This window comes from Brevibacterium spongiae, from assembly GCF_026168515.1.
GTDB lineage: Bacteria > Actinomycetota > Actinomycetes > Actinomycetales > Brevibacteriaceae > Brevibacterium > Brevibacterium spongiae.
In genome coordinates, this window is sequence record NZ_CP093443.1 from 3408807 (window position 1) to 3433527 (window position 24721).

20 protein-coding genes are annotated in these 24721 nt (G+C 66.0%); 13 read left to right on the plus strand and 7 right to left on the minus strand.

The annotated features are described in order from the left end of the window. Positions 1-51: 51 nt before the first annotated feature. Positions 52-2166: a serine/threonine-protein kinase gene (locus L1F31_RS15390; protein WP_265418108.1), complete on the minus strand. Its 2115-nt coding sequence runs from the start codon at positions 2164-2166 to the stop codon at positions 52-54. Between the two features lie 65 nt (positions 2167-2231). On the opposite strand from L1F31_RS15390, the gene L1F31_RS15395 reads away from it, so the two are divergent. Together L1F31_RS15395 and L1F31_RS15400 are read left to right on the plus strand one after the other, a co-directional pair. Then, positions 2232-3821, plus strand: a complete 1590-nt coding sequence (locus tag L1F31_RS15395) for an alpha,alpha-trehalose-phosphate synthase (UDP-forming) (RefSeq protein WP_265418109.1) — start codon at positions 2232-2234, stop codon at positions 3819-3821. Positions 3822-3850: 29 nt separating this feature from the next. Continuing rightward, positions 3851-4855, plus strand: a complete 1005-nt coding sequence (locus tag L1F31_RS15400) for a trehalose-phosphatase (RefSeq protein ID WP_265418110.1) — start codon at positions 3851-3853, stop codon at positions 4853-4855. Between the two features lie 90 nt (positions 4856-4945). Here the strand turns inward: L1F31_RS15400 and L1F31_RS15405 are convergent, their stop codons facing one another. After that, positions 4946-6094: a substrate-binding domain-containing protein gene (locus L1F31_RS15405; protein ID WP_265418111.1), complete on the minus strand. Its 1149-nt coding sequence runs from the start codon at positions 6092-6094 to the stop codon at positions 4946-4948. After that, complete coding sequence (locus L1F31_RS15410) at positions 6091-7167, minus strand: LacI family DNA-binding transcriptional regulator (protein WP_265418112.1); 1077 nt, start codon at positions 7165-7167, stop codon at positions 6091-6093. The genes L1F31_RS15405 and L1F31_RS15410 overlap by 4 nt, the downstream gene beginning before the upstream one ends. Before the next feature lie 232 nt (positions 7168-7399). Between L1F31_RS15410 and L1F31_RS15415 the strand changes: the two genes are divergently transcribed. The 6 genes from L1F31_RS15415 (at position 7400) to L1F31_RS15440 (ending at position 13642) form a co-directional block, all read left to right on the plus strand. Next, positions 7400-8107 (plus strand): ABC transporter ATP-binding protein, encoded by a 708-nt coding sequence (locus L1F31_RS15415; protein ID WP_265418113.1) that lies wholly within the window; start codon positions 7400-7402, stop codon positions 8105-8107. 3 nt (positions 8108-8110) lie between these two features. Then, complete coding sequence (locus L1F31_RS15420) at positions 8111-9469, plus strand: DUF4032 domain-containing protein (protein ID WP_265418114.1); 1359 nt, start codon at positions 8111-8113, stop codon at positions 9467-9469. Between the two features lie 147 nt (positions 9470-9616). After that, complete coding sequence (locus L1F31_RS15425) at positions 9617-10438, plus strand: SDR family NAD(P)-dependent oxidoreductase (protein ID WP_265418115.1); 822 nt, start codon at positions 9617-9619, stop codon at positions 10436-10438. Positions 10439-10598: 160 nt separating this feature from the next. Next, on the plus strand, positions 10599-12104 hold the full coding sequence (locus L1F31_RS15430; protein WP_265418116.1) for an amino acid permease: 1506 nt from the start codon (positions 10599-10601) through the stop codon (positions 12102-12104). Positions 12105-12200: 96 nt separating this feature from the next. Beyond that, a complete protein-coding gene (locus tag L1F31_RS15435) occupies positions 12201-12767 on the plus strand; it encodes a helix-turn-helix domain-containing protein (protein ID WP_265417744.1) in 567 nt (188 codons plus the stop codon). Continuing rightward, the gene (locus L1F31_RS15440) at positions 12764-13642 is read left to right on the plus strand and encodes an IS3 family transposase (protein WP_265417743.1); all 879 of its coding nucleotides are present in this window, start codon (positions 12764-12766) and stop codon (positions 13640-13642) included. The genes L1F31_RS15435 and L1F31_RS15440 overlap by 4 nt, the downstream gene beginning before the upstream one ends. 76 nt (positions 13643-13718) lie before the next feature. Here the strand turns inward: L1F31_RS15440 and rlmB are convergent, their stop codons facing one another. Together rlmB and cysS are read right to left on the minus strand one after the other, a co-directional pair. After that, complete coding sequence (gene rlmB, locus L1F31_RS15445; RefSeq protein ID WP_265418117.1) at positions 13719-14657, minus strand: 23S rRNA (guanosine(2251)-2'-O)-methyltransferase RlmB; 939 nt, start codon at positions 14655-14657, stop codon at positions 13719-13721. 61 nt (positions 14658-14718) lie between these two features. Continuing rightward, a complete protein-coding gene (cysS, locus tag L1F31_RS15450) occupies positions 14719-16170 on the minus strand; it encodes a cysteine--tRNA ligase (RefSeq protein WP_265418118.1) in 1452 nt (483 codons plus the stop codon). A gap of 248 nt (positions 16171-16418) precedes the next feature. On the opposite strand from cysS, the gene L1F31_RS15455 reads away from it, so the two are divergent. Then, a complete protein-coding gene (locus tag L1F31_RS15455) occupies positions 16419-17978 on the plus strand; it encodes a sodium-dependent transporter (protein ID WP_265418119.1) in 1560 nt (519 codons plus the stop codon). A gap of 1 nt (position 17979) precedes the next feature. After that, complete coding sequence (locus L1F31_RS15460) at positions 17980-18084, plus strand: methionine/alanine import family NSS transporter small subunit (protein ID WP_265418120.1); 105 nt, start codon at positions 17980-17982, stop codon at positions 18082-18084. Between the two features lie 199 nt (positions 18085-18283). Here the strand turns inward: L1F31_RS15460 and L1F31_RS15465 are convergent, their stop codons facing one another. Further along, entirely contained in the window at positions 18284-19777 is a 1494-nt protein-coding gene (locus L1F31_RS15465; RefSeq protein WP_265418121.1) for an amino acid permease, read from the minus strand. A gap of 366 nt (positions 19778-20143) precedes the next feature. On the opposite strand from L1F31_RS15465, the gene L1F31_RS15470 reads away from it, so the two are divergent. The 3 genes from L1F31_RS15470 (at position 20144) to L1F31_RS15480 (ending at position 23580) form a co-directional block, all read left to right on the plus strand. Continuing rightward, a complete protein-coding gene (locus L1F31_RS15470) occupies positions 20144-21235 on the plus strand; it encodes an S-(hydroxymethyl)mycothiol dehydrogenase (RefSeq protein WP_265418122.1) in 1092 nt (363 codons plus the stop codon). Next, complete coding sequence (locus tag L1F31_RS15475; protein WP_265418123.1) at positions 21235-21906, plus strand: MBL fold metallo-hydrolase; 672 nt, start codon at positions 21235-21237, stop codon at positions 21904-21906. The genes L1F31_RS15470 and L1F31_RS15475 overlap by 1 nt, the downstream gene beginning before the upstream one ends. Positions 21907-22260: 354 nt before the next feature. Next, positions 22261-23580, plus strand: a complete 1320-nt coding sequence (locus L1F31_RS15480; RefSeq protein WP_429860971.1) for an amino acid permease — start codon at positions 22261-22263, stop codon at positions 23578-23580. 121 nt (positions 23581-23701) lie between these two features. On the opposite strand, the gene L1F31_RS15485 is transcribed toward L1F31_RS15480, so the two are convergent. Continuing rightward, positions 23702-24715, minus strand: coding sequence for a hypothetical protein (locus tag L1F31_RS15485; protein ID WP_265418125.1), 1014 nt, complete (start codon positions 24713-24715; stop codon positions 23702-23704). Positions 24716-24721: the final 6 nt, after the last annotated feature.

The window sequence follows — 24721 nt, forward strand, 5'->3', positions numbered from 1 at the left end:
CGATTCAGCCCTGCAGGGACCGATCATTCAGCGCGCGAGAACAGGTCCTGCTCACACCTGTCCGGGAAGATGGTCGAACGGATTGAAGGTCAACGGCCACCACGACATCGCGGCACCTGCCTGGATGACCATGACGGCGAGGATCATGAGCAGCGCGATCACAGCCAACGCGATGAGCCGTCCGAGCTGATTGCGCGTCGCCCCCGAGACCAGCAGCCGCGAACCGAAGCGCAGGCTCGACGCGCCGGGACCGACCCACAGCACGAGGGCGCCCGCAGCTCCGGCCATCCACACCGACCACTGTTCGGAGTCTCCGCTGGGCACGATCCCGCCGATGTCGAGGCGGGTGAGCACGAGCGCGGCAACACCCGCGATCGCCGGCAGAATGAATGAGGCGACAGACGTCAGGACAGAGGCCGCAACGGCCCCCGGCGCCGAGGCGAGCGCCCGCCCGAATCCGCCCGTGTCCAGTCCGCGGTCGAACCGATACCGCTGGACCTTCCGGTCCAGACGCGTGCCCGTGCGGGCGAGGACCGACCAGATGAGCGCAACGAGAACGATGACCAACGGGCTCAGCGGCATGACGGCCACCCCGAGCACGATGAGGCCGAAGACGACCCAACCGCCGCTGCGGACCCGGCGATGCGTCATCGGCATCCACGGCTGCCCGCCGGGCTGAATGCCCTGGCCGCCAGGTTGCATCCCCTGCCCGCCGGGCCCGCCCGGGCCGCCGCGGCCGGCCCATGGGCCCTGCCCCTGTGGCTGCATGCCCTGGCCGTTCGACCCGACGAAGCCCTGAGCCTGTCCGGGTGCGAGTCCCTGCCCCGGGCGGCCCTGTCCGGGATGGACCTGTCCCGGCTGGGCGAATCCGGATCTGCCGAGATCGGCACCGGCCATCGGGGATCCCGGTCCCGCCTGGATATTGCCGTTGGGGCTGCCGATCGGCGGAGCGGTTCCCTGCTGCGGTTGGCCGGGCATCCGCCCGCCGTACTGCCCTGCTCCGTGACCGGATGCATGATTGGTCGGCCGGCTTGCGCCGGGATACTGCGGCGACCCGCCGGGAGCTCCCGGATACGGTCCGGGACCACCCTGACCGGGACCGGCCTGACCTGAGCTGCCCTGACCGGGACCGGCCTGACCTGAGCTGCCCTGACCGGGCCCGGCCTGACCCGGTCCTCCCTGCCCCGGTCCTCCCTGGCCTGGACTGCCCTGACCCGCACCATATGCGGCAGCGCCGCCGAGAGCCGCACCGCCCAAGGCCGCACCGCCGTATCCGGCACCGGGTCCGTCGTCGACGGCGGGCATGACCGCGGTTCCGCTCGGTGAGCGCTGCGCTCCGCCAGAGCTCGCGCTGGGTCCCGATCCGAGCTGCGGCATCCGTCCTGATTCGATGTCGACGAGCGCGTCGAGGATCATCTGCCCCGACGGGCGGCGTTCGGGTTTCGGGTCGAGGCAGGCGCCGATGAGCGGGACGAAGTTCTTCGGTGCCCCGTCGAGGTCGAACTTGCCCATGGCCACGCGCCCGAGCACGGCCTCCAGTGGTCCCGAACCATAGGGGTTGCGGCCGGTCGCGGCGAACGCCATCGTCGCCGCCCACCCCCACCAGTCGGTCTTCTCGCTCGAGGGTTTGCCGTCGGCGATCTCCGGGGACAGGTAGCCGGGTGTGCCCATGACCAGGCCGGTCGCGGTCACTCGCACCTCGTCGGCGACCTGGGCGATGCCGAAGTCGATGACCATGGGTTCACCGTCCATGATCATCACGTTCGCGGGTTTGAGGTCTCGGTGGATGACCCCGGCGTCGTGGACGGCGTTGAGGGAGTCGAGGAGGGCGTGGCCGAAGTGGACGAGTTCATCCTCGGCGAAGGGCCCGTTGTCGCGGACGTCATCGGACAGGGTCTGCCCGTCGACGAATTCGGTGATGATGAACGGCTGCGCGGAATCGAGCTCGGCGTCGAGCACCTCGGCGATGCGGGGATGGCGGATGCGGCGCAGGGTCCGGGTTTCTCGGGCCAGCCGCTTGCGCGCGGTCTCGTCATTGGCGATGTGAGGGTGCAGCACTTTGACCGCGACCGGGTTGTTTCCGCCGTCGACACCGAGGTAGACGACACCCATGCCGCCCGAGCCGAGCTCCTCGATGAGGCGGTAGCCTCCCAGTTCCTGTTCCATCACCTGGCCAAGCCTAGTCGAGCGGGTACAGTTCATTCCAAGGACCGACACAGGAGGAGGCGCAGATGAGCACCGTCGACTCTGCCGAACCCGGCACGAAGATCCCCTACGGCGACAGCGATTTCGTCGTCGTGGCCAACCGACTTCCGGTCGACCGCGACCCCGATGACGAAAACCAGGAATGGCGCACCTCACCAGGGGGTTTGGTCACTGCGGTGGCTCCGGTGATGAAGTCGCAAGAGGGTGCATGGATCGGGTGGACAGGGGTGCCGGACCAGGACTTCGAACCCTTCACCATCGACGGTATGCACCTGACCCCGGTGACCCTGACAAGTGAGGATGTCCTCAGGTACTACGAAGGGTTTTCCAACGCCACGCTGTGGCCGCTCTACCACGACGTCATCGTCCCGCCCGAATACCACCGCACGTGGTGGGACGCGTATGTGCGGGTCAACGAGCGCTTCGCGAAGAAGGTCGCCGAGGTGGCCGCGAAGTCCGCGACCGTGTGGGTCCACGACTATCAGCTCCAGTTGGTTCCGCTCATGGTCCGTCGGATGCGTCCCGACGTGGCGATCGGCTTCTTCAACCACATTCCGTTCCCGCCCTATGAGCTCTTCGCTCAGCTGCCGTGGCGTGATGAGATCCTGCGCGGCCTCCTCGGCGCTGATCTCGTCGGGTTCCAGCGACCCGCGGACGCCGCGAACTTCCGCCGCGCAGTCCGCGGCCGGCTGAACTTCACGACGAAGGGCTCGACTGTCCTCGTGCCCGCAGGCGAAGCGGTCGCAGCACATGTCGTCCGTGCCGAACCGTTCCCCATTTCCATCGACACCCCGTACCTCGAGGAGCTCGCCGAGGATCCCGCCATCGTCGAACGGGCCAAACAGATCCGCGAGGACGTGGGCAACCCGAAGATCCTCATGCTCGGCGTCGACCGCATGGACTACACGAAGGGCATCCGGCACCGGCTCAAGGCCTACGGTGAGCTCATCGCCGAAGGCCGCCTCGACGTCGAGGACGTCGTGCTCATCCAGATCGCCACCCCTTCGCGGGAGCGGCTCGAGCAGTACAAGATCATCCGCCACGACGTCGAACTCGCCGTCAGCCGCATCAACGGCGAACAGGCAGATGTCGGGTCGATCCCGGTCCGCTACCTCCACCATTCCTATCCGCGCGATGAGATGACGGCGTTCTTCCTCGCCGCCGACGTCATGCTCGTGACCGCTCTGCGCGACGGGATGAACCTCGTGGCCAAGGAGTATGTGGCGTGCCGGAAGAACGACGATGGTGCACTCGTGCTCTCGGAGTTCACAGGTGCGGCCGAGCAGCTCAAGGGTGCGGTGATGGTCAACCCGCACGACATCGGCAACCTCAAGGCCGGCATCCTCGAGGCGATCGAGATGGACGATAAGACGCGGACGCGGAGGATGCGGCAGATGCGGCGGAAGATCGATACGGACACCGTGAGCCTGTGGTCGAAGAACTTCCTCGCCGAACTCGACCACATCAGACTCAACCCCGACGCCGTCGTCCCCGACCGCCCCGTGGTGCAGAAGAGCCGAACCGCTCCCCCTCCGGACACGCCCGCATCGCCGTCGGATCGCGCAAACCGCCCCGAGGATGCCGACTGGGTGTCCGAGATCTCCACCTCCCGTTAGGAAGAGTCCTGCTGAGAATGGAACCGACCGTGACTGCTCCTGCCCAGTCGACCCCCGCCGAGGTGGATCTGCGCGAGTGCGTCCCCGCCGATTCGCTGCTCGTCGCCCTCGATTTCGATGGGGTGCTCGCACCGCTGCAGGACGATCCGGAGACCTCCCGGATGACAGCAGGCTCGGCGGCCGCGATCGATGCCCTTGCCCGGCTGCCGCGCACCCGGGTGGCGCTGGTCTCCGGGCGCGATATCGCGACCCTGCGCCGGCTGACCGAGACCCCGGAGTCGGTGTGGATGATCGGCTCCCACGGCGCCGAGGCGGACCTCGGGTCTGCCGCCGGGAGATCCATTTCCCCCGAGACCACCGGTTCTTCTGGAGCCACCGTCTCCCCCGGAGCCACGAGCTCATCCGGGACCACCGTCTCTCCCGAGCTCACCGCCGCTGAGGCGGAGATGCTTGCGGCCATCGACGACCATCTCGACGCCTTCGAACACATGCTCCCCGAAGACATCTCCGGGGTCCTCATCGAGGACAAACCCTATTCCCGGACCGTGCACACTCGCGGGCTCACCCCCGCTGTGGCCGCGGCTCTGCACGATCACGCCACGGCCGTCGCCGCAGAGTTCCCCGCCATCCGGGTCATCGAAGGCCATGACATCACCGAGCTCGCGGTCAAACAGGCGACGAAGGGCGATGGTCTGCGGCTGCTCGCCCGAGCCGGGCGACCCTCGGCAATGGTCTATCTCGGCGATGATGTCACCGATGAAGACGCCTTCGCCGCCCTCGCCGAACTCACCGCTGCTTCCAGGCCCACGGAGGGGACCTCGGATGGGCCCTCGGCCGGGAGCTCAGCGGGGATCTCGGCCGGAAACTCGGATGACGCTCCGGCTGATCCGTCTCTCGACGCGAGCCTGTCCGTCAAGGTGGGAACCGCTGCGACGGCGGCAGACTGGCGGATCGCCGATCCCGAAGCCGTCGCCGCCCTGCTCCGACGTCTCGCCCGGGAGCGGGCGGACCACCTCGGTGCGGGTCGGACCTGAACCGCCGCTTCTGCCGACAATGCGGGCACCGGTCGGAACTGGACTGACGCTCAGCGACGCCGCGGCCACCGGTCGGAACTGAAGAGTCGCTCAGCGACGCTGCGGGGGAACCGCGCTGGCCCGGAGCACCAGGTCCGGGTCGACCGTGTAGTCGACGTGCACACGGGACTCACCGGCGGCGATCATCGTGCGGATCTCATCGATCGCCGATTGCGCCACGGTCGCCCAGTCGTAGACGACCTGCGACAGCGGGGGCTGGACGACATCGGCATCGGGGACGTCGCCGACAGTGAGCAGCGACAGGTCGCGGGGCACATCGAGCTTGAGCCGTTGTGCGGCCTCGAGCAGTCCGAAGGACAGTGACGGGGCACAGGCGATGACGGCCGTGCAGCGCAGATCGAGGAGCTCCTCGGCGGCGGCGACCCCGGCCATGGCTCCCCCGGCGGCCTCGACGACCGGTGCCTGATCGCGGGTCGCAGGAATGTGGAGGATGCCGGCCATCGCCTTGCGGAAGCCTGCGATGCGGGCCGGTGCCGCGGAGTCGCGGAGCACCGCGAGCCCGATCCGACGGTGCCCGAGGTGGACGAGGTGGGCCACGGCGGTGTCGATGCCTCCGGTCGCGTCGAGGTAGATGCGGGAGATCCCGTCGTCGTGCTGGGCATTCGAGATCCGGATCAGCGGCAGCCCACGCTGCGCAAGCGTCCCGGCGAGGACTCCGGCCGCGCCCCCGCCGACGACGATGGCCCCGGAGATCGTCGGGCCGCCATGATCATCGCCGAGGATCGTCTCGGCCAATGCGGCATTGCGTTCGGCGATCGCTTCGATGTGCACGACAGCGATGTGCAGGGCGAACATCCGATTCGTGAGGATCTCCGCCAGACGCGAATAGGGGTCGACGTTTCCTGCGGACACGGCGGGTTTGATGAGTGCGATGAGCAGTTTCCCGGCCTCGGATCCTGCGGCCTGAGGCCGGCCTGCATGGCGGGTTTCGGGACTGTGGCCCGCGGCGCCGAGGATGGCCAGAGCCTGCTGCACCTTCGCCAACGAGGCGGCCGAGACCGATTCGGGGTCGCGCAGGGCCCGGGAGGCGGTGGCCTTCGAGACCCCCGCGGCACCAGCGATCTCGGCTAACCGAACATGCCGGTGTTCGGGCTGCGGCGCTCCGGTCGCCGCCGGGCCGCCGTCTCTGTACTCGCCTCGCTGGTTCTCGCCTCGCGAGTCGTCGTTTCGCGCCGTCACTGCCTGGCCGCCGTCGTCGAGGTGCGGGCGATGAGTCGGGGCCGGAAGACCGGGGGCACCGTCGGCAGCCCGGTCGGCGTGATCCGAAGGGTGGTGAGGGTCGCGGCGATGAGCGCGTTCGACAGGCCCTCGACGTCGAGGCCGAGCACAGTGGCCGGAGGACCCGTGAACTTCATCGTCGGCGAGTCGCCGAAGCCGACGATCGACATGTCCCGCGGCACCTGCAGATGCCGGTTGCGCAGTCCGTGCAGCGCCCCGTGCAGCTGCAGGGCCGACTGGACGATGACGGCGGTGCAGGTCGCGTCCTTGAGTTCCAGCACTGCTCGGGACCCACCGGAGAACGACTTCGGCACCCGCGCGATCCAGTCCTCGAGATCGAGGCCCAGGTTCCTCGCCGGGTGCTCGGCACGGAAGCGGCGGATGAGCTGCACGGCAAGTTCACCGCTATCGTTGCAGATCAGACCGATCCGCCGGTGGCCGATCGCCTGCAGGTGCTCGAACGCCGTGGTCATCCCGCCGCCGAGGTCGAGGCGGGCGGCGATGATATCGGCACTGCCCGGACCGGTCGCAGCCCCGGGCCGGCCGCCGGCAGCCGCCTGCCCGGTCGATCCGTCCGCTGCGTCGACGGACGGGATCCCGCCGGTCACGGGTCCCACGGAGGTCTCTGCCGCGGACTGTTCGTCGACGCGGATGCAGGGGATGTCGGTGTGCAGGCTCGTCAGAGTCGGGGTCACCAGAGCCACCGCACCGGCGTCGATCGCCACCTGCAGCGGCTCCGGATCGGTCTCCACCAGGGGGCGGGTGACGAGCAGATCATGGTCCTGGAGGGCCTTGGCCACACGGGTGCAGACCTGGACCTGCCAATGTTCGGGATTGCCGGGAGCGCTCACGGCCACGAGCCGCCTCGGTGCGTCATGGAGCAGGGTCGAACGCGAGTAGCCGAGTTCGCTCATCGCCTCGAGCACCTTCGTCCGGGTCGCCTCGGCGACTGCCCCGCGTCTGCCGAGGACGCGGGAGACCGTGGCCAGGGACACTCCCGCCCGGGCGGCGACCTCCTCCAGCGTGACCTTCATGCGTGCGTGACCTTCATACGTGTCAGTCTACTTTCGGCCGTGTCTGTACGAGTCTGTGCTTGTGCGCTGCCGTCATCTGCGCTCGCGCACTGTGGTGGTGCTGAGAATCACTCTACGCTTTGTCGAATAGACTGAGCACCGGGAGGATCCACCACGTAGGATGAGGGTGACTGAGCATCCCTGCCAGGTCACCGACGACCAGCTGCTCACAGAACTACCCAAAGGAGGACGTATGTCAACGGTGTCGTTGAATGGCCTCAGTCATATCTACGAGAACACGACGTCCGCGTCCGTACATCCCTTCAATCTCTTCGTCGACACCGGCGAATTCCTCGTCCTCTACGGCCCGTCCGGGTCGGGCAAATCGACGATCCTGCGGATGCTCCATGGGCTCGAGTCCCCGAAGTCGGGCACCATCCTCATCGATGGCGTCGATATCACCCATGCCGCGGTCAACGACCGCGATGTCACTCTCGCCCTGGAGAGCTACGCCCTCTACCCGCACATGAGCGTCCGCGACAACCTCGGCTTCGCCCTCCGCGTCGACGGCCTGCCGGCCGAAGAGATCACGGAGAGAGTCGAGTCCGTGATGAACACGATCGGGCTCTCGGAGATCCTCGATTCCGTCCCCGGCGACCTCACCCAGCTGCAGCGGCAGACCGTGGCACTGGCCAGAGCCGTCGTGCGCCGGCCGAAGGTACTCATCATGGACGAACCGGTGATCAACCTCGTCCCCGAACAGCAGGCCGAGACCGTTGGGCTCATCAAGGACCTGCAGCGGGAATTCGGGATGACGACCATCTACGCCACCTCCGATCTCGAGGACGCGAAGATCCTCGGCGACCGGATCGCCTACCTCAACCACGGCAGGCTCATCGGGGTGGAGAAACCGGAACTCGCCGAGGCGCTCGTGGCCTCAGGCTCCGACTCGGACTCCTGAGCCGTGGCGGGCACCCCGACCACCGGCGGTTCCGCTGGATCCGCGCGGGCCGCCTCGTCCGGATCTGCCTCGGCGACTCCCGCTGCCGCCACCTCCGCCTCGGCGCCCTCCGCTGGTGCCGGCCTCGTTCCGGCCCCAGAGATCCACACTGTCCGCAATGCCGACCGTGCCCAGCTGGCGCAGCTGCCCTGGCATCTGCCTTTGGCGGAATGGCCGGAGAACCTGCTCGGCGGTCTGCCCCGCGGCATCTCCCGCCACGTCGTGCGCTATGTCGAGATCGGTGACGAGGTCCTCGCGATCAAGGAGACCGAGGACAGGCAGGCGATGCGCGAGTTCGACATCCTCGGCGCGCTCGGCAACCTCGATGTCCCCCTCGTCGAACCGCGGGCCGTCGTCAGCGGTCGCACCACCGAATCAGGTGAGCGGCTCAACGGTGCACTCGTGACCGCCTATCTCGAATTCTCCCTGCCCTACCGCGCCCTGTTCTCCCGGGATCTCGCCGAGGACACCGGGGGCCGCCTCGTCGATGCTTTGGCCGTGCTCCTGGCCCGGCTCCACCTCGTCGGCTTCTTCTGGGGTGATGTGTCGCTGTCGAACACGCTCTTCCGCCGCGACGCCGACGCCTATGCCGCCTATGTCGTCGACGCCGAGACCGGGGAGCTGCATGACCAGCTCTCCGACGGGCAGCGGAACATGGATCTGCGGATCGCGCGGATGAACATCGCCGGCGACTTCCTCGACCTGCAGGCCGCGGGCCTCGTCGCTCCGGAGACGGATCCCCTGGCGGCCGGTGAGCGACTGTGCGAGTCCTACAACGGACTGTGGGCGGAGCTGACACGGGTCGAGGAGTTCAGCGTCAACGAACGGTGGCGCATCGACGAACGCATCCGACGGCTCAATGACCTCGGCTTCGACCTCGGCGAACTGGCAGTGACGACCGACCTCGACGGCATCAGCCTGCTCGTCGAACCGAAGGTCGTCGAACCCAATCACCACTCCAGGCGTCTGCTGCGCCTGACCGGAATCGGCGCCAACGAGAACCAGGCTCGTGCGATGCTCAACGACCTCGATTCCTTCCGCTCCGCCCCGGAGATCGCCGAAGTCGACGAACTCGATGAGCACCAAGCCGCCCGCCGGTGGCTCGACGAAGTCTACAAACCCCTCATCCAGGCGATCCCGCAGAATCTCACGCGCAAACTCGAACCCGGACAGATCTTCTACGAGTTCGCCGAGCACCGCCGCACCATGGCCCGCGCCCGTCAGCGCGACGTTCCGACGATGGAGGCCATCGCGTACTTCATCGTCGACTACCTCGCGAACCTGCCCGACGAGATCCGCTACGTCGACAGCAAGAAGTTCTGACCCCATCCCCGAGGCGGCCCTGACCTCAGCCGATGTTCCACAAGGTGAAACGGGAACCGCGGGGCCGCCTCGGCGGGCATATCTTGGAATTCGACGGAGGTGACGACGACGTCCCTCCCGCACCGACTCCCCTGTGGAAGGACCCCGATGACCGCGACCGACCCGATGCCCACGAACGAGCACAACCCGACGATTCCCTCCCTGTTCGACCTCAGCGGCCGCACCGCCGTCGTCGTCGGTGCCGGATCAGGGCTGGGTCAGGCCAGTGCGATCGGGCTGGCCGACGCCGGCGCGCATGTCATCGCCGCCGACCTCAATGTCGCCGGCGCCGAGGAGACCGCCGCCCTCATCACCGCCCGCGGTGCCGGTTCCGCCGCGGCCCATGCCGTGGACATCACGGACACTGACTCGGTCGAATCCCTCGTCACCGCCTTCTCCGATGCTCAGGTCCTCGTCGTCACACCGGGCGCGAACGTGCGCAAGCGCCTGACGGCGACCACCGATGACGAATTCGACCGTGTCATCGACATCAACCTCAAGGGAACCTACCGCCTGATGCGCGGATTCGGACGCGAGATGGCGGCTCGGGGCCGCGGCTCGATCGTCACCTACGCGTCGTTCCGGGCGCTGGCCGTCGAACCCGGGCAGGGAATCTATGCGGCGGCCAAGGCCGGCGTGGTGCAGCTGACGAAGACGCTGGCCAGTGAGCTCGGCGGACAGGGTGTGCGCGTGAACGCAGTGCTGCCCGGCCCCTTCGACACTCCCCTGACTCAGCAGATCAAGGCCGACGACACGTGGTGGGACGCCTACGCGGACAAGACTGCTTTGGGCCGCTGGGGACGCCTCCACGAGATCGCCGGACCCGTCGTCTTCCTCGCCTCCGACGCCGCCAGCTACGTCACCGGTCATTCCCAGCTCGTCGACGGCGGATGGATGGCGCAGGACGGACGGTTCACCCCCGACGTGTGAGGTTGCGCGAGCGCGGTTGCGCGGGCAGTTGCGCGGACGCGGTTGCGGGCTGCGTTGCGCGGGGTCGACGTGTGAGGTTCACGACGGTCGGTGCTGCCGAGGCCCGCGATCTCGGGGACCCCTCCCGAGAAGATATGCATGTTTATGCAAGACTATTCATATGACCGCACCTTCGACTCCATCCACCCCGTCGTCGCCCTCGCCCACCGGCGTGCTGCGGCAGCTGGGACGGCGCAAATCGATCAGCGCCATGACCGCCGAGGCGCACGCCACGGAACAGTCCGCGGAGTCGGGTCGGCTGCGGCGGACCTTCGGCGTCTTCCAGCTGACGATGATCAGCGTCGGCGCCACCTTGGGCACGGGCATCCTCGTCATCCTCGGTGAGGCTGTTCCCATCGCCGGCCCTGCCGTGTGGCTGGCGTTCGTCCTGGCCGGCATCACGGCGCTGCTCTCAGCGGTCAGCTACGCGGAGATGGCGGGCATGGTGCCGGTGTCCGGATCGAGCTATTCGTACTCGTATGCCACCCTCGGTGAGGGTGTGGCCTGGGTCTGCGGCTGGTGCCTCGTCCTCGAATACGCGGTCTCGGTCGCTGCGGTTGCGGTCGGGGCGGCCGACTACGTCAATGAGACCCTGCGTGTCTTCGGCGTCGAACTGCCGGCCTCGCTGACCACGGGTCCCGGCCTGGCGGACAACCCCGGCGGAGTCATCAACGTCTCGGCCCTCGTGGTCGTGGCCCTGGCGACCGTGCTGCTCATGCGCGGTGCCCGCGAGTCCGGTGTCGTCAACACGGTCCTCGTCTTCGTCAAGCTCGGCATCCTCGTGTTCTTCGCGATCGTCGCGTTCACCGCGTTCAAAGCCGGAAACTTCGCACCGATGCTGCCGATGGGCGCCGCCGGTGTCACTGCGGCCGCGTCGAGCGTGTTCTTCTCCTATATCGGCTTCGATGCCGCCTCGACGGCCGGCGAGGAGGCGAAGAACCCGCGGCGAGACCTCCCGCGGGCCATCATCTTCTCCATGCTCATCGTCACCGCGATGTACGTCCTCGTCGCCGTCACAGCGATCGGCGCCCGGCACTGGCAGTGGTTCGACTCCGCGCACGCCCCGCTGGTCCAGATCGTCGAGGAGATCACCGACTCGAATGTGGCTGTGCTGCTCTTCGCCGTGGCCGCGGTGCTCGCGATCTTCTCCGTGGTCATCACGGTCCTCTACGGACAGTCGCGGATCCTTTTGACGATGTCGCGCGACGGCATGGTCCCGAAGATCTTCGGTCGCGTCTCCTCGCGCACGGGCACTCCCCTGGCCGGAACCCTCATCATCGGCGGACTCGTGGCGATCACCGCGGCGTTCATCCCGCTGGGTGAGCTCGCCGATGCCACGAGCATCGGCACGCTCTTCGCGTTCTTCCTGGTCAATCTCGCCGTTATCTACCTGCGGTTCAAACGCCCCGATCTCGACCGGTCGTTCAAGGTTCCCTTCGGTCCGGTCGTACCGGTGCTGGGCGCACTGTCGTGCGCGTTCCTCATGGTCAACCTCGGCGGGCGGACCTGGATCGTCTTCGCCGCCTGGATGGCCGTCGGCGCGATCGTCTACTTCACCTACAGCCGCCGCCACTCCGTCGTCGGTCACCTGAGCGAACAGGACTACCGCACCACCGTAGACGCCTGATTATTACTACCTGACGGGCCCCCAGCAACCTTGCGCTGGAGTGGTCCCCGAAAGTTGGACTGTGATCAACACAAGACAACTTGAAGGGACCAGTCCATGCGTAAGGACTGTCTGATCACAGACGAACAAGCCAAAGCCGCGATCGAGCTCTTCGACAAAGGGCACGGCTACGCCGCGACCGCCACGAAGCTCGACGTGCATAAACCCACGCTCAAACTCCTCCACGACCGGTGGCTGGTGCGTGGAACAATATCGGTCATGGAACCGCACCAGCCCCGCCGCATACCGGCAGAGACAAAGATCGCGACTGCGAAACGGTACCTCGACGGCGAACACAAAGTCGTCCTGGCTCAAGAGCTTGGCCTGGCATCCTCACGCACCGTCGTTGATTGGGCGAAGAAATACCGGGACAAGGGCGAAGACGCGTTCGCGACACCGCCGCCGGCCAAAGGCAAGACAGCACGAATACGAGCCCTCGACAACGGTCAGGACCCCGATGCTGATCCGGCCCCATCCAAGCCAGACCTGATGGCGAAGAAGACGCATGTCGAGGACATCAGCCTGGCCGAGTACCGGCAGCTACAAGACCGGCTGCTGCGGGCTGAAGCGGAGAACGCTTACTTGAAAAAACTGCGGGCCTTGAGGCAAAAAGGGCAGCTGTGAAAGCACGCATCGTTGCCAGTCTCAAGGCAGACTATCCACTGCCATTGCTGCTGCAGGTCGCGGGTTTGGCCCGGTCGACGTTCTTCTATCACCAGAAACGATTCGACGTGAGACCCGACCCATACGCGCAGGTGAGAACCCTCATCGAGGACATCTTCGAGAAGAGTCACAAACGTTACGGGCACCGCAAGATCTGGGCTGTCTTGGTCAAACAGGGCATCACGATCGCGAAGAAGACGGTGCTGCGATTGATGCGTGACATGGGTCTGCAGACCGAGGTGCGGAAGAAGAAATTCGACTCCCATCGCGGCACGGTCGGGGCCGTTGCTGACAACGTACTCAATCGGGAGTTCACCGCTGATGAACCGAACGAGAAATGGGTTTCTGACGTCACGGAATTCGCTGTTGAAGACAAGAAACTGTATCTGTCACCAGTGATCGATCTGTTCGATGCCGGTGTGGTGTCGTACTCGATGTCGACGTCACCGAACACGGCATTGACGAACGAATCATTGAGGAGTGCTTGTCAGGGGCTTCCGCCGGGTCAGACACCGTTGGTGCATACCGATCAGGGGTTTCAGTACCAGCACGTGTCCTGGGCGTCGATCCTGGCCAAGCACGGTGCGACAGCGTCGATGTCGCGGAAGGGAAACTGCTGGGATAACGCGATGGCGGAGAACTTCTTCGGGCAGTTGAAGTCCGAAATGTTCTATCTGCAGAAATTCGACTCAGTCGATGACCTCAAAGCCGCGATCGATGAGTACATTCATTGGTACAACTACGAAAGGATCTCGACACGACTTGGCGATCTTGCCCCGATGGAATATCGAAGCAAGACCGCCAAGGATGGTGAGCCTATTTACGAACTATGCTGACCTCACAGCAGTCCAACTTTTGGGGACCAGTCCACGCCAGGTTGCTGGGGGCCCGTCAGGTAGTAAGAGGGGGAGGTCAGGCGCGGCGGGATCGGGCCACTTCGTAGAGGGACACTGCCGCGGCGATGCCCGCATTGAGCGATTCGGTGGTCGCGGCGATCGGGATCGACACGATCTGGTCGCACTTCTCCGAGATCAGGCGCGAGATCCCCTTACCTTCGGAGCCGACGACGATGCACAGCGGGTCGCGGCTGAACGTGAGCTCGGGCAGTTCGACGTCGCCATCCATATCGAGGCCGACGACGAAGACGTTCTGCTTCTTCAGCTCGTCGATGGCGCGGGCGAGGTTGACGACCTGGGCCACACGGATCCGTGCGGCCGCACCTGCAGAGGTCTTCCACGCCGCAGCCGTCATCGAGGCGGCCCGCCGTTCCGGAATGATCACTCCGTGTCCGCCGAAGGCCGCAGTCGAGCGCACGATCGCGCCGAGGTTGCGCGGGTCGGTCACCCCGTCCAGTGCGACGATCAGCGGGGTCTCGGCCCGGTCGGCCGCGTATTCGAGCAGGTCAGAGGGATCGGCGTATTCGTACGGCGGGACCTGCAGGGCGATGCCCTGGTGGATCGCGTCATCGGTGAGACGGTCGAGGTCGGGCTTGCTCGCCTCGAGCATCGAGATTCCGCGCTGAGTGGCCAAGGTGATGGACTCGCGCACACGGTCATCGGAGTCGATGCGCCCGGAGACGTACATCGCGGTGGCCGGAACCCCTTCGCGCAGCGCTTCGAGGACGGAGTTGCGCCCGGCGACCATGTTCGGTCCGAGCTCCTTCTTCCGCCGCTTCGCCTGTGCCGAGGCGTTCGCGGACTTCCGGTGCTGCGCGGCCTTGTGCGCCTTGTGGTAGACACGGTCCTCGGCCTTGGGTGTCGGGCCCTTGCCGCGCAGACTGCGCTTGTTCTTGCCGCCCGACCCCTTGGTCGGGCCCTTCTTCGAACCGCCGGAGCGGGGAGTTGAAGCCATGTGATTCCTATCAGATGCGTTGGGGTCGCGGGCTCACACCCGTGACCGAAATTCGTTGTCCTCAGCCCTCGCCGAGGTGGTAGCGGTATCCGTCGGCCGTGTCCTCGATGACGACGCCGGCCGCGGCGAGTTCGTCGCGGATGGCATCCGCGGTGGCGAAGTCCTTGTCCTGCTTCGCCTCGGCACGTCGGTTCGCCATGGCGGCCACGAGCGAGTCGAGCGCGGATTCGGCCTTCGCGTCGGCAGCCGAGCCTGCCCAGACTGCAGCGCTGGGATTGACGCCGAGGATGTCGAGCATGAGTTCGACCTCGGCGACGGTCCGCGCAAGGCCGTCACGATCGCGTCCGGCGTCGAGGAGCTTCGCCCCCTCCGTGACGGTCGCGAAGACCACGGACAGCGCCCGCGGCACTCCGAGGTCATCATCGAGGGCGGCGGCGAATTCGACGGGAACGTCGACGCTGCGTCCGGCGTAGCCGTCAGTGACATCGGGCAGTGCCGGAGCATCGGCCCCGAGTGACTGGCGGGCACGCTGGAGGAAGTTCTGCAGGCGTTCGAGGGAGGCCGCGGAGCGCGCCATGGCCTCATTCGAGAAATCGAGGATCGACCGGTAGCTGGCTCCCGTGAGGAAGTAGCGCACGGCCAGCGGGCTGAAGCTCTCGAACAGGTCGGAGGCGAAGACCGAGTTGCCCAGGGACTTCGACATCTTGTCCCCGCCCACATTGAGCAGACCCGAATGCATCCAGATGTTCGCGAAGCCATCCCCGGCGGCCCGGGATTGGGCGAGCTCGTTCTCGTGGTGGGGGAAGCGCAGGTCGAGTCCGCCGCCGTGGATGTCGAAGTTCGACCCCAGGTACTTCGTCGACATGGCCGAGCATTCGATGTGCCAGCCCGGCCTGCCTCGGCCCCACGGGGAGGGCCAGGAGGCGGTGATCGGCTCGGAGTCCTTGTGCGCCTTCCACAGCGCGAAGTCCCGGGCGTCCTTCTTCCCGCGCAGATCGGCGCCCTCGGCCAGTTCCATGTCCTCGAGCTTCTGGTTCGTCAACGCCCCGTATTCGCTCCACGAGGCGGCGTCGAAGTAGACATCGGCGCTGCCGTCGAGAGCAGGGTAGGCATGACCGGCCTCGATGAGACGGGAGATGAGTTCGATCATCTCGGTGATGTGCCCGGTCGCGCGCGGCTCACTGCTCGGCGGCAGCACGTCGAGTGCGTTATAGGCGGCGGTGAAGGCACGCTCGTACTTGTACGCGTGAGCGAACCACTCACGGCCCTCTTCGACGGACTTCGACAGGATCTTGTCGTCGATGTCCGTGACGTTGCGGACCATCGTCACCTGAAACCCGCTGTAGAGCAGCCAGCGACGCAGAGTGTCGAACACCGACGCCGATCGCAGGTGGCCGATATGCGGTTCGCCCTGCACCGTGGCGCCGCAGACGTAGATCCCCACCTGACCGTCGTGGACGGGGCGCAGTTCTTCGGTCGTGCGGCTGGCGGTGTTATAGAGCGAGATAGTCACGCCCACAAGTCTACCGGGCCGCACCGAATTCACTGTTTCCCCGGATTCGATACAGGACTGTTATGCACCTCACGTGATGCACGGCACATTACACAGCAAATTCCCAGTAAAGTGGACGCAAGCACTGAAGTCCGAGGCGAGTGGCGTTCTCGCATTCCGGACTTCGCACGAGCCCACCCGTCTCACGGACGAGACTGCGGGGGCGCAACTCGGTCTCGAAACCCCGTGACCGATCGAGAAAGGACATCATGTCTCCAAAGTCTTCACCCCAGAGGGAGGTCTTCGTCTCCCGCGGCGCGTTCATCTTCGCGGCCATCGGTTCGGCGGTCGGCCTCGGCAACATCTGGCGCTTCCCGTATGTCACGTATGACAACGGCGGCGGCGCCTTCATCATCCCCTACCTCGTCGCTCTGCTCACTGCGGGCATCCCGCTGCTGTTCTTCTACTATGCGATGGGCCACCGTTCGCGCGGTTCGGCTCCGCTGGCCTACCGAATGACCCACAAGGCTGCCGAGCCCATCGGCTGGTTCGCCACCGGTGTCGCGATCGTCATCGGCATCTACTATGCCGCGATCATCGGCTGGGCCGGTTCCTATATGTTCTTCTCCCTCAAGGAATCGTGGGGCGACAACGCCGAGGAGTTCTTCTTCAGCGAGTACCTGAAGATGGGCGATCCGGGCATCTCCCTGGACTTCGTCCCGGCGGTCCTCATCCCGGTCATCATCGTCTGGGCGATTGTCCTCGTCGTCCTGCTGATGGGCGTCCAGAACGGCATCGCGGGCTTCTCGAAGATCTTCATTCCGCTGCTCATCATCCTCTTCCTCGCCCTGGTCGTCCGGTCGCTGTTCCTGCCCGGTGCCGCTGAGGGACTCGATGCACTGTTCACTCCGGATTTCGCGGCGTTGGCTGATCACAAGGTGTGGATCGCGGCGTACGGGCAGATCTTCTTCTCCCTGTCGATCGCCTTCGGCATCATGATCACCTACGCCTCGTATCTGAAGAAGAAGACGAACCTCACCGGCGCGGGCCTCGTCGTCGGCTTCTCGAACTCGGCGTTCGAGATCCTCGCCGGCATCGGCATCTTCGCCGCACTCGGCTTCATGGCCACGGCGCAGGGTGTCGAGGTCGCCGATGTGGCCTCCTCGGGCATCGGCCTGGCCTTCGTCGGCTTCCCGACGCTGATCTCCGAGATGCCGGGTGGCGCGATCTTCGGATTCGTCTTCTTCGCCTGCCTCGTCTTCGCTGGTCTGACCTCGCTGATCTCGATCGTCCAGGTGCCCATCCAGGCGCTGCGCGACAAGTTCCGCGTCAGCAACAAGGCCTCGACCGCTTGGGTCGTCGGCGTCATGGCCGTCGTCTCCATCCTGCTCATGCCCACCGTCACCGGCCTGTACGCACTCGACACCATGGATGCGTTCGCGAACAATCTCGGTATCGTCGGCTCCGCCGTGCTCGCGATCATCGTCGTCGCTTGGCTGCTGCGCAAGATGCCGGTCTTCAGCCGTCACCTCAATGCCGTCTCGAGCTTCAAGCTCGGACCGATCTGGATGGCCCTCATCTCGATCACCGGCGTGGTGCTCGTCTACATGCTCATCACGCAGATCATCGCCTACGCCACTGACGGCTATGAGGACTATCCACCGCTCATCCTCGGCGTCTACGGCTGGGGCATGATCGCGCTGCTCATCGTCGCGTCGATCATCCTCACGCTGGTCAAATGGCCGAAGAAGACGATCGATGACATGCACGAGGCGATCGCCGATTCCGTCGCCGAAGATAACCTCCGCAACGAGACAAAGGGAGTCTGACATGGGCACTTCAGCAATCATCATGATGATCATCGCGATGGTCACCGTCTGGGGCGGGCTCATCGCAGCCATGCTGCACCTGCGCAAGCACCCCGACGAGGAGTGAGCGCCCCGCACACTCCGACTCCTCCGGAATGAGATGACGAATCCGGAAGTGAGATGACGAAGGCGGTGCGCGTCCTGTCCGACAGGATGCGCACCGCCTTCGTCATGCTCGCCCTCGCCGAGGCGGCCCGACCGTCGGCCACGGTCGGCTCGGCACGGTGCGGGACCGCCTCGCGATCAGCGCGGCGGAAGTGCCGCTGTTACGGCACGGCCACCTCGGCGGGGGTGTTGAGTCGGCTGTGCTTGCGCGAGTACGCGAAGTACACGATGAGGCCGATCGCCAACCACACGAGGAAGCGGATCCACGTGTCCATGTTGAGGTTGAGCATGAGGTAGAAGCAGATGATCGCGGAGATGATCGGCAGCACCGGGACGAACGGGACCTTGAATGGGCGCTCGAGCTCGGGACGGGTGCGCCGCAGCACGATGACGCCGATCGAGACGAGGACGAAGGCCGAGAGCGTACCGATGTTGACGAGTTCGGCGAGCGTCGACAGGGGCACGAACGCGGCGATGATCGCGATGATCACACCGGTGATGATCGTGAACCTGTACGGGGTGCCGTACTTCGGGTTCGTCTTCGCCAGCCACTGCGGCAGCAGCCCGTCGCGGGCCATCGAGAAGCCGACGCGCGTCTGTCCCATGAAGAGGATCATGCAGACGACGATGAGTCCGATGCAGGCACCGATCGCAATGAGGCTGCCCATCACGGGCAGTCCGACGTTGACGAACGCCGTCGCCAGCGGAGCACCGTCCTCGGGGTCGATGTCCTTGTAGTTCTGCATGCCGGTGATGACGAGCGAGACGGCGATGTAGAGACCTGTGACGATGGCCAGTGAGCCGAAGATGCCGATGGGCAGATTCTTCTGCGGGTTCTTCGTCTCCTCCGCGGTGGTGGCCACGACGTCGAAGCCGATGAACGCGAAGAACACCATGGCCGCCGCGGCGAAGATGCCGCCCATGCCGAAGACGCTCGGTTCGAGACCGAAGAGTCCCTGGATGACGGGCAGGTGGAGCATCGAGCCGCCGGTGTCGGCGGGTTCCTGTGCCGGCGGGATGAACGGCACCCAGTTTGCGACCTTGACGAAGAAGAGCCCGACGATGATGACGACGAGGACGACGACGACCTTGAGGCAGGTGACGATGATGTTGATCCCGCTCGAGAGCTTGATGCCGGTGACGAGAACGATCGTCAGACCCAGCACGAGCAGCCCGGCGGGCAGGTTGATCCATCCGCCCTCGGCTGTGGCGATGGCATCTGGGATCGCGAACGGGGTGTTCTGGAGGACGACAGCCAGGTATTGGCTGAATGAGGTCGCGAGCGCAGCCGATCCGACGGTGAACTCGAGGATGAGGTCCCAGCCGATGATCCAGGCCAGCAGCTCGCCCATCGTCGCGAAGGTGAACGTATAGGCGCTGCCGGCGACCGGCACCGTCGACGCGAATTCCGCGTAGCAGAGTGCCGCGAGGCCGCAGGCGACACCCGCGATGAGGAAGGACAGGGCGATGCCGGGTCCCGCATTCGTGGCCGCGGCCTGCCCAGTGAGGACGAAGATGCCGGCCCCGATGCAGACGCCGACTCCGAAGATGACGAGGTCGAGGGCGCCGAGGTTCTTCTTCAGCTGATGTTCGGGGTCCTGAGTGTCACGGATGCTCTGTTCGATGGACTTCGTGCGTTTCCATTCGCCAGCCATGACTCCTCCTTTGCAGTATGGCAGTGAGGACCGCACCGTTTGATGTGACACGGATCACTGAGGTTGAGTTGACCGACTAATAATAAACCAATTTCCGAGCCGCGATCGCCACTTCCTCGGCGCCTGCCTCTCCGGTGCTGCGACGGCTGGTTCTGCACCAGGTCAGAGCATGCGAGAATCCCTGTTTCAGCCTGTGAAGAGCCGATTTCTCGGACCGGCCTGGTCGACGTCGGTCGGCTTGGTTAGGGTGGGGACTGTGAGCACCCCATCCCGGGGTGCACTCGGTCCGCTTCGGGCACCGAGCACGGTCCACCTCAGGCACCGAACGCCTCGGCGGCCCATCGTCGAAGACATGAAGGAGACGCAATGCCACAGACAGTCAAAGGCGTCATCTCCCGCAGCAAGGGAGCACCCGTCGAACTCACTGACATCGTCATCCCCGATCCGGGACCGGGCGAGGTCATCGTCGACGTGAAGTCGTGCGGAGTCTGCCACACGGACTTCCACTACCGCGAGGGCGGAATCAGCGATGACTACCCGTTCCTGCTCGGCCACGAGTCCGCCGGAGTCGTCTCCGAGATCGGCGACGGCGTGACGAACGTCGAGGTCGGCGACTTCGTCATCCTCAACTGGCGTGCGATCTGCGGCGAATGCCGCGCATGCAAGCGCGGTGAGCCCTGGTACTGCTTCGCCACGCACAACGCTTCGCAGAAGATGACTCTGCCCGACGGCACTGAGCTCGAGGCCGCACTGGGCATCGGCTCGTTCGCCGAGAAGACGCTGGTGGCCGCCGGTCAGTGCACGAAGGTCCCCGAATCCGATCCTGCCGTCGTCGGTCTGCTCGGCTGCGGCATGATGGCCGGAATCGGCGCCGCCATCAACACCGGTGAGGTCACCCGCGGCAAGACCGTGGCCGTGATCGGCGCCGGCGGTGTCGGCTGTGCGGCGATCGCCGGTTCGGCCCTGGCTGGTGCCGGAACGATCATCGCCCTCGACATCGATGAGAAGAAGCTCGACTGGGCGAAGGATCTCGGTGCCACCCACACGGTGAGCACCAAGGGCATGAGCGAGGACGAGGTCGTCGCCGCGATCCAGGAGCGCACGGGCGGCTTCGGCGCCGATGTCGTCATCGACGCCGTCGGACTTCCGGCGACCTGGCGTCAGGCCTTCTACGGCCGCGATCTCGCGGGCACCGTCGTGCTCGTCGGCGTGCCCACCCCGGAGATGGAGCTGACCGTTCCGCTGCTCGACGTGTTCGGCCGCGGCGGCAAGCTCAAGTCCTCGTGGTACGGCGACTGCCTGCCGGACCGCGACTTCCCGATGCTCGTCGACCTCTACCAGCAGGGACGCTTCCCGCTGGAGAAGTTCGTCACCGAACGCATCGGACTCGGCGACGTCGAGGAGGCGTTTGAGAAGATGGGCCAGGGCAAGGTACTGCGATCGGTGGTGGAATTCTGATGACAGCTATTGAACATCTCGTCACGTCGGGCACGTTCTCCCTCGACGGTGAGACGCACGACGTGGACAACAACGTGTGGATCATCGGCGACGATTCCGAGGTCATCGTCATCGACCCCGCCCATGATGTCGATGCCATCGCCGAGGCGGTCGGATCCAGAGACGTCAAAGCCGTTCTGCTCACGCACGGTCACGATGATCACGTCGGAGTCGTCCGCGACTTCGCCCAGCGCGTCGGCAATCCCACCGTCTACCTCAACCCGGATGACTACGTGCTGTGGGACATGACGTACGACAGCTACCGTCCAGACGGGCAGATCGCCCACGGCGACACCTGGACCGTCGGCGGTGTCACGCTCAAGGCGCTGCATACCCCCGGCCACTCCCCCGGTTCGACGTGCTTCTTCGTCGAAACCGGTCTGCCGGCACCTGTGTCGGCGGGGGCCGGTCGGGCCGTCGGTCCGGTGCTGTTCTCCGGTGACACGCTGTTCAACGGCGGCCCCGGCGCCACCGGGCGGTCGTACTCGAGCTTCGAGACGATCATCGAATCGATCCGCGATGTGCTCTTCCCGCTGCCCGAGGCGACCGTCGTGCTCACCGGGCATGGCGATTCGACGTCGATCGGCGCCGAGCGCCCGGCGCTCGACGACTGGCTCAAACGCGGCCACTGAACCGCAGGGCCCGGCGCTGCCGGTAGGCCGCTGAGCAGCTAAGCCGCTGAGCCGCTGAAACCGGAGCGGCCGGACTGAGCCTGGCCGGCACTGCCGGACTGAGCCTGGCCGGCACTGCCGGTCGAAGTCACGACGAAGCGGGTCGCACGTCCCACAGTGGGCGGCGACCCGCTTCTGCCTGCCTGGGGACCTGCCACCCGCTTCTGCGCGTGCGGGGACCCGCGACCCGCTTCTGCGTGTCCGCATACCGACGGCTAGACTCATCGCGTGCCTGATTCACAGTCTTCGCAGCCCGCCGACGCAGCCGCGTCCGCCGGCGGTTCCGCCGTCACCTCGTCCGGCCTCAAGGTGGGGATGAAACCGCGGCATCTGGTGATGATGAGTCTCGGTTCGGCGATCGGTGCCGGTCTCTTCGTCGGCTCCGGCGCGGGAGTCCAGGCGGCCGGGCCCGCCGTGCTCATCTCCTATGTCGTCGCCGGCCTCATCGTCATCTTCGTCATGCGGGCCTTGGGCGAGCTCGTCGCCGCCGACCCGAATCCGGGTGCCTTCTCGCACTATGCGGGCAAGGCCATGGGGCCTGCCGCAGCGTTCGCCGTGGGTGCCCTGTGGTGGGTGCAGCTGTGCCTCGTCGTCGCCGCTGAGGCCACTGCTGCCGCACAGATCGCCGCCTCCTACGTTCCGGCGATCCCGCAGTGGGTCATCGCCTTGGCGATCATGCTCATCTTCACCGCCATCAACCTCACCACCTCCGGCAGCTTCGGTGAGTTCGAGTTCTGGTTCTCACTCATCAAGGTCGCCTTCGTCGTCCTGTTCGTCGTCCTCGGCATCGCCTACCTCGTGGGGTGGACGCCTGCGGAACCGCCCGCGCAGATCTTCGCCGACGGGTTCATGCCGACCGGGATCTCCGGCATCGCCGCGGGCCTGCTCGTCGTCGCCTTCGCCTTCGGCGGCATCGAGATCGTCGCCGTCGCCGCTGCCGAGACTGCGAACCCCGAGCGCAGCGTGAGCCAGGCGATCAAGACGATCGTGTGGCGCATCCTCTTCCTCTACATCGGCTCCGTGGCCATCATCGTCCTCGTTCTGCCGTGGACGGATGAGCGCCTGGCCGAGTCGCCGTTCGTGGCAGTGCTCGAAACCGCGGGCCTGCCGTTCATCGCCTCCCTGCTCGCCGCCGTCATCATCATCGCGCTGCTGTCGTCGATGAACGCGAACATCTACGGGGCGTCCCGGATGGCATTCTCGATGTCGCAGCGGTCCATGCTGCCCCGCGGACTCGGCCGTGCCAGTCGTCGCGGCGTGCCCGTGGCTGCGGTGCTGGCCACCTCGGCGTTCGGTTTCGTGGCCGTGGCGCTCAACTACTTCTGGGCCGCCGAGGTGCTCGGGGTCCTGCTCAACATCGTCGGCTCCACGCTCATCGTCACGTGGGTCGCGACCCTGGTCTCGCAGATCGTGCTGCGTCGTCGCGCCGAGGCGACCGGAGATCGCCTGCCGCTGAAGATGTGGGGCTACCCGTGGCTGTCGTATGTCACGCTCGCCGGCATCGCCGTGATCATCGGGCTCGGCCTCACCGTCGAATCCGTGCGCTTCCAGATCGTCGGCACGCTCATCTTCGTCGCTGCGCTCTATGTCGTGGGCATCATCGTCACGAAACGGAACCCGACCGCAAAGGTCTGAGTCCCGCCGCGAACGTGTGACCCCGCTGTCGGGCAGCCGACGCCAGGCCAAGAGGCGACGCCGTGGCCGGGTATCCCGCGCACACCGATCGTCAGAGCCCCGCCGCCGAGGCGCAGCCGACTTACCGCAGTGCGTTCAGTGACGCGATCTGTTCGTCCAGCACCGGTGTCGGCCGCTTCGTCGCGGCCCAACCGGCCAGCATGTCGAGAGTCTGCCCGCTGTGGCGGGCGAAATGCCTGCCCGCATAGTCTGTGATATCGATCGGCACGATCGCTTCCAATACCTCGAGCACGCCTCTCGCCAGCCTGCGGAACACTGGAAGTCGCACGCCGAGACGGGACTGAACCGCTTCGGCGGCGGCCCTCGATGGACGCTCGAGGTGTGTCTTCAGCGCGGCCCAGTCACCACCTCGGATGCTCAGCTCTGCGACGAAGGGGATGAACACCGCAGGGGGCATCAGAACCGCGGCGAGTGGAACCGGCACGATGAGACGCCCGAGACCCGTCACGAGCGACCGCACTGTGCCCCCTCGCCCCGCGACGAGGAAACGCGGCGCACAAAGGGGTGCCCAGTAGCTGACCTCTCGTCCGTGCGGGACCGTTCCAGGCTCGAGCCGTTCGGACAGGAACGCGGGGGCGAAGATGACCGCCTCGGTGTCGGGGAATTCCGTCTGTGCACGCTCAAGGTCACCGTCGACCTGGCTGGTGATCGCAAGGTAAGTCGGTGAGATCTCCCGAATCGCCGAGGCGGTCGCAGAGTCAAGATCGCCCGGCCTGGTGGAGAGGATGATGAGGTCCCACGGACCGGCTTCAAGGGCGCTGTTCCAATCGGTGATCGTCACGCGCCGAGTCGCCGCCACCCGGGTCACGGTCCATTCCCGATTCACGGGCCGCTCTGAGGTCCCGGGCGTGCGCGCAGTGGACTCGGGCGTCAGTCCCGGGTCGCGCCTGGCAGCTCCGCAGTCGCCATGTGAGTCGTTCGAGTCAGTCGGGTCGAGTCTGCTCACCCGACGCGGATACGCAGCACGTGGTTCATCCTTCCCTGTGCGGGAGACGACGGCGACGTCGTGGGAGTCGGTGAAGAGTGCGGCCCCGGCGAGGCTGATGGCACCGGCTCCTTGGAAGAGGACTCTCATCGGTTA

Excerpts from the sequence above, each read along its gene's own strand:
- L1F31_RS15390 (WP_265418108.1), bottom strand. The coding sequence starts at position 2,166 with ATGGAACAGGAACTGGGAGGCTACCGCCTCATCGAGGAGCTCGGCTCG.
- L1F31_RS15395 (WP_265418109.1), top strand. The coding sequence starts at position 2,232 with ATGAGCACCGTCGACTCTGCCGAACCCGGCACGAAGATCCCCTACGGC.
- L1F31_RS15410 (WP_265418112.1), bottom strand. The coding sequence starts at position 7,167 with ATGAAGGTCACGCTGGAGGAGGTCGCCGCCCGGGCGGGAGTGTCCCTG.
- L1F31_RS15415 (WP_265418113.1), top strand. The coding sequence starts at position 7,400 with ATGTCAACGGTGTCGTTGAATGGCCTCAGTCATATCTACGAGAACACG.
- L1F31_RS15425 (WP_265418115.1), top strand. The coding sequence starts at position 9,617 with ATGACCGCGACCGACCCGATGCCCACGAACGAGCACAACCCGACGATT.
- L1F31_RS15430 (WP_265418116.1), top strand. The coding sequence starts at position 10,599 with ATGACCGCACCTTCGACTCCATCCACCCCGTCGTCGCCCTCGCCCACC.
- L1F31_RS15435 (WP_265417744.1), top strand. The coding sequence starts at position 12,201 with ATGCGTAAGGACTGTCTGATCACAGACGAACAAGCCAAAGCCGCGATC.
- rlmB (WP_265418117.1), bottom strand. The coding sequence starts at position 14,657 with ATGGCTTCAACTCCCCGCTCCGGCGGTTCGAAGAAGGGCCCGACCAAG.
- L1F31_RS15455 (WP_265418119.1), top strand. The coding sequence starts at position 16,419 with ATGTCTCCAAAGTCTTCACCCCAGAGGGAGGTCTTCGTCTCCCGCGGC.
- L1F31_RS15460 (WP_265418120.1), top strand. The coding sequence starts at position 17,980 with ATGGGCACTTCAGCAATCATCATGATGATCATCGCGATGGTCACCGTC.
- L1F31_RS15465 (WP_265418121.1), bottom strand. The coding sequence starts at position 19,777 with ATGGCTGGCGAATGGAAACGCACGAAGTCCATCGAACAGAGCATCCGT.
- L1F31_RS15470 (WP_265418122.1), top strand. The coding sequence starts at position 20,144 with ATGCCACAGACAGTCAAAGGCGTCATCTCCCGCAGCAAGGGAGCACCC.
- L1F31_RS15475 (WP_265418123.1), top strand. The coding sequence starts at position 21,235 with ATGACAGCTATTGAACATCTCGTCACGTCGGGCACGTTCTCCCTCGAC.
- L1F31_RS15480 (WP_429860971.1), top strand. The coding sequence starts at position 22,261 with ATGAAACCGCGGCATCTGGTGATGATGAGTCTCGGTTCGGCGATCGGT.
- L1F31_RS15485 (WP_265418125.1), bottom strand. The coding sequence starts at position 24,715 with ATGAGAGTCCTCTTCCAAGGAGCCGGTGCCATCAGCCTCGCCGGGGCC.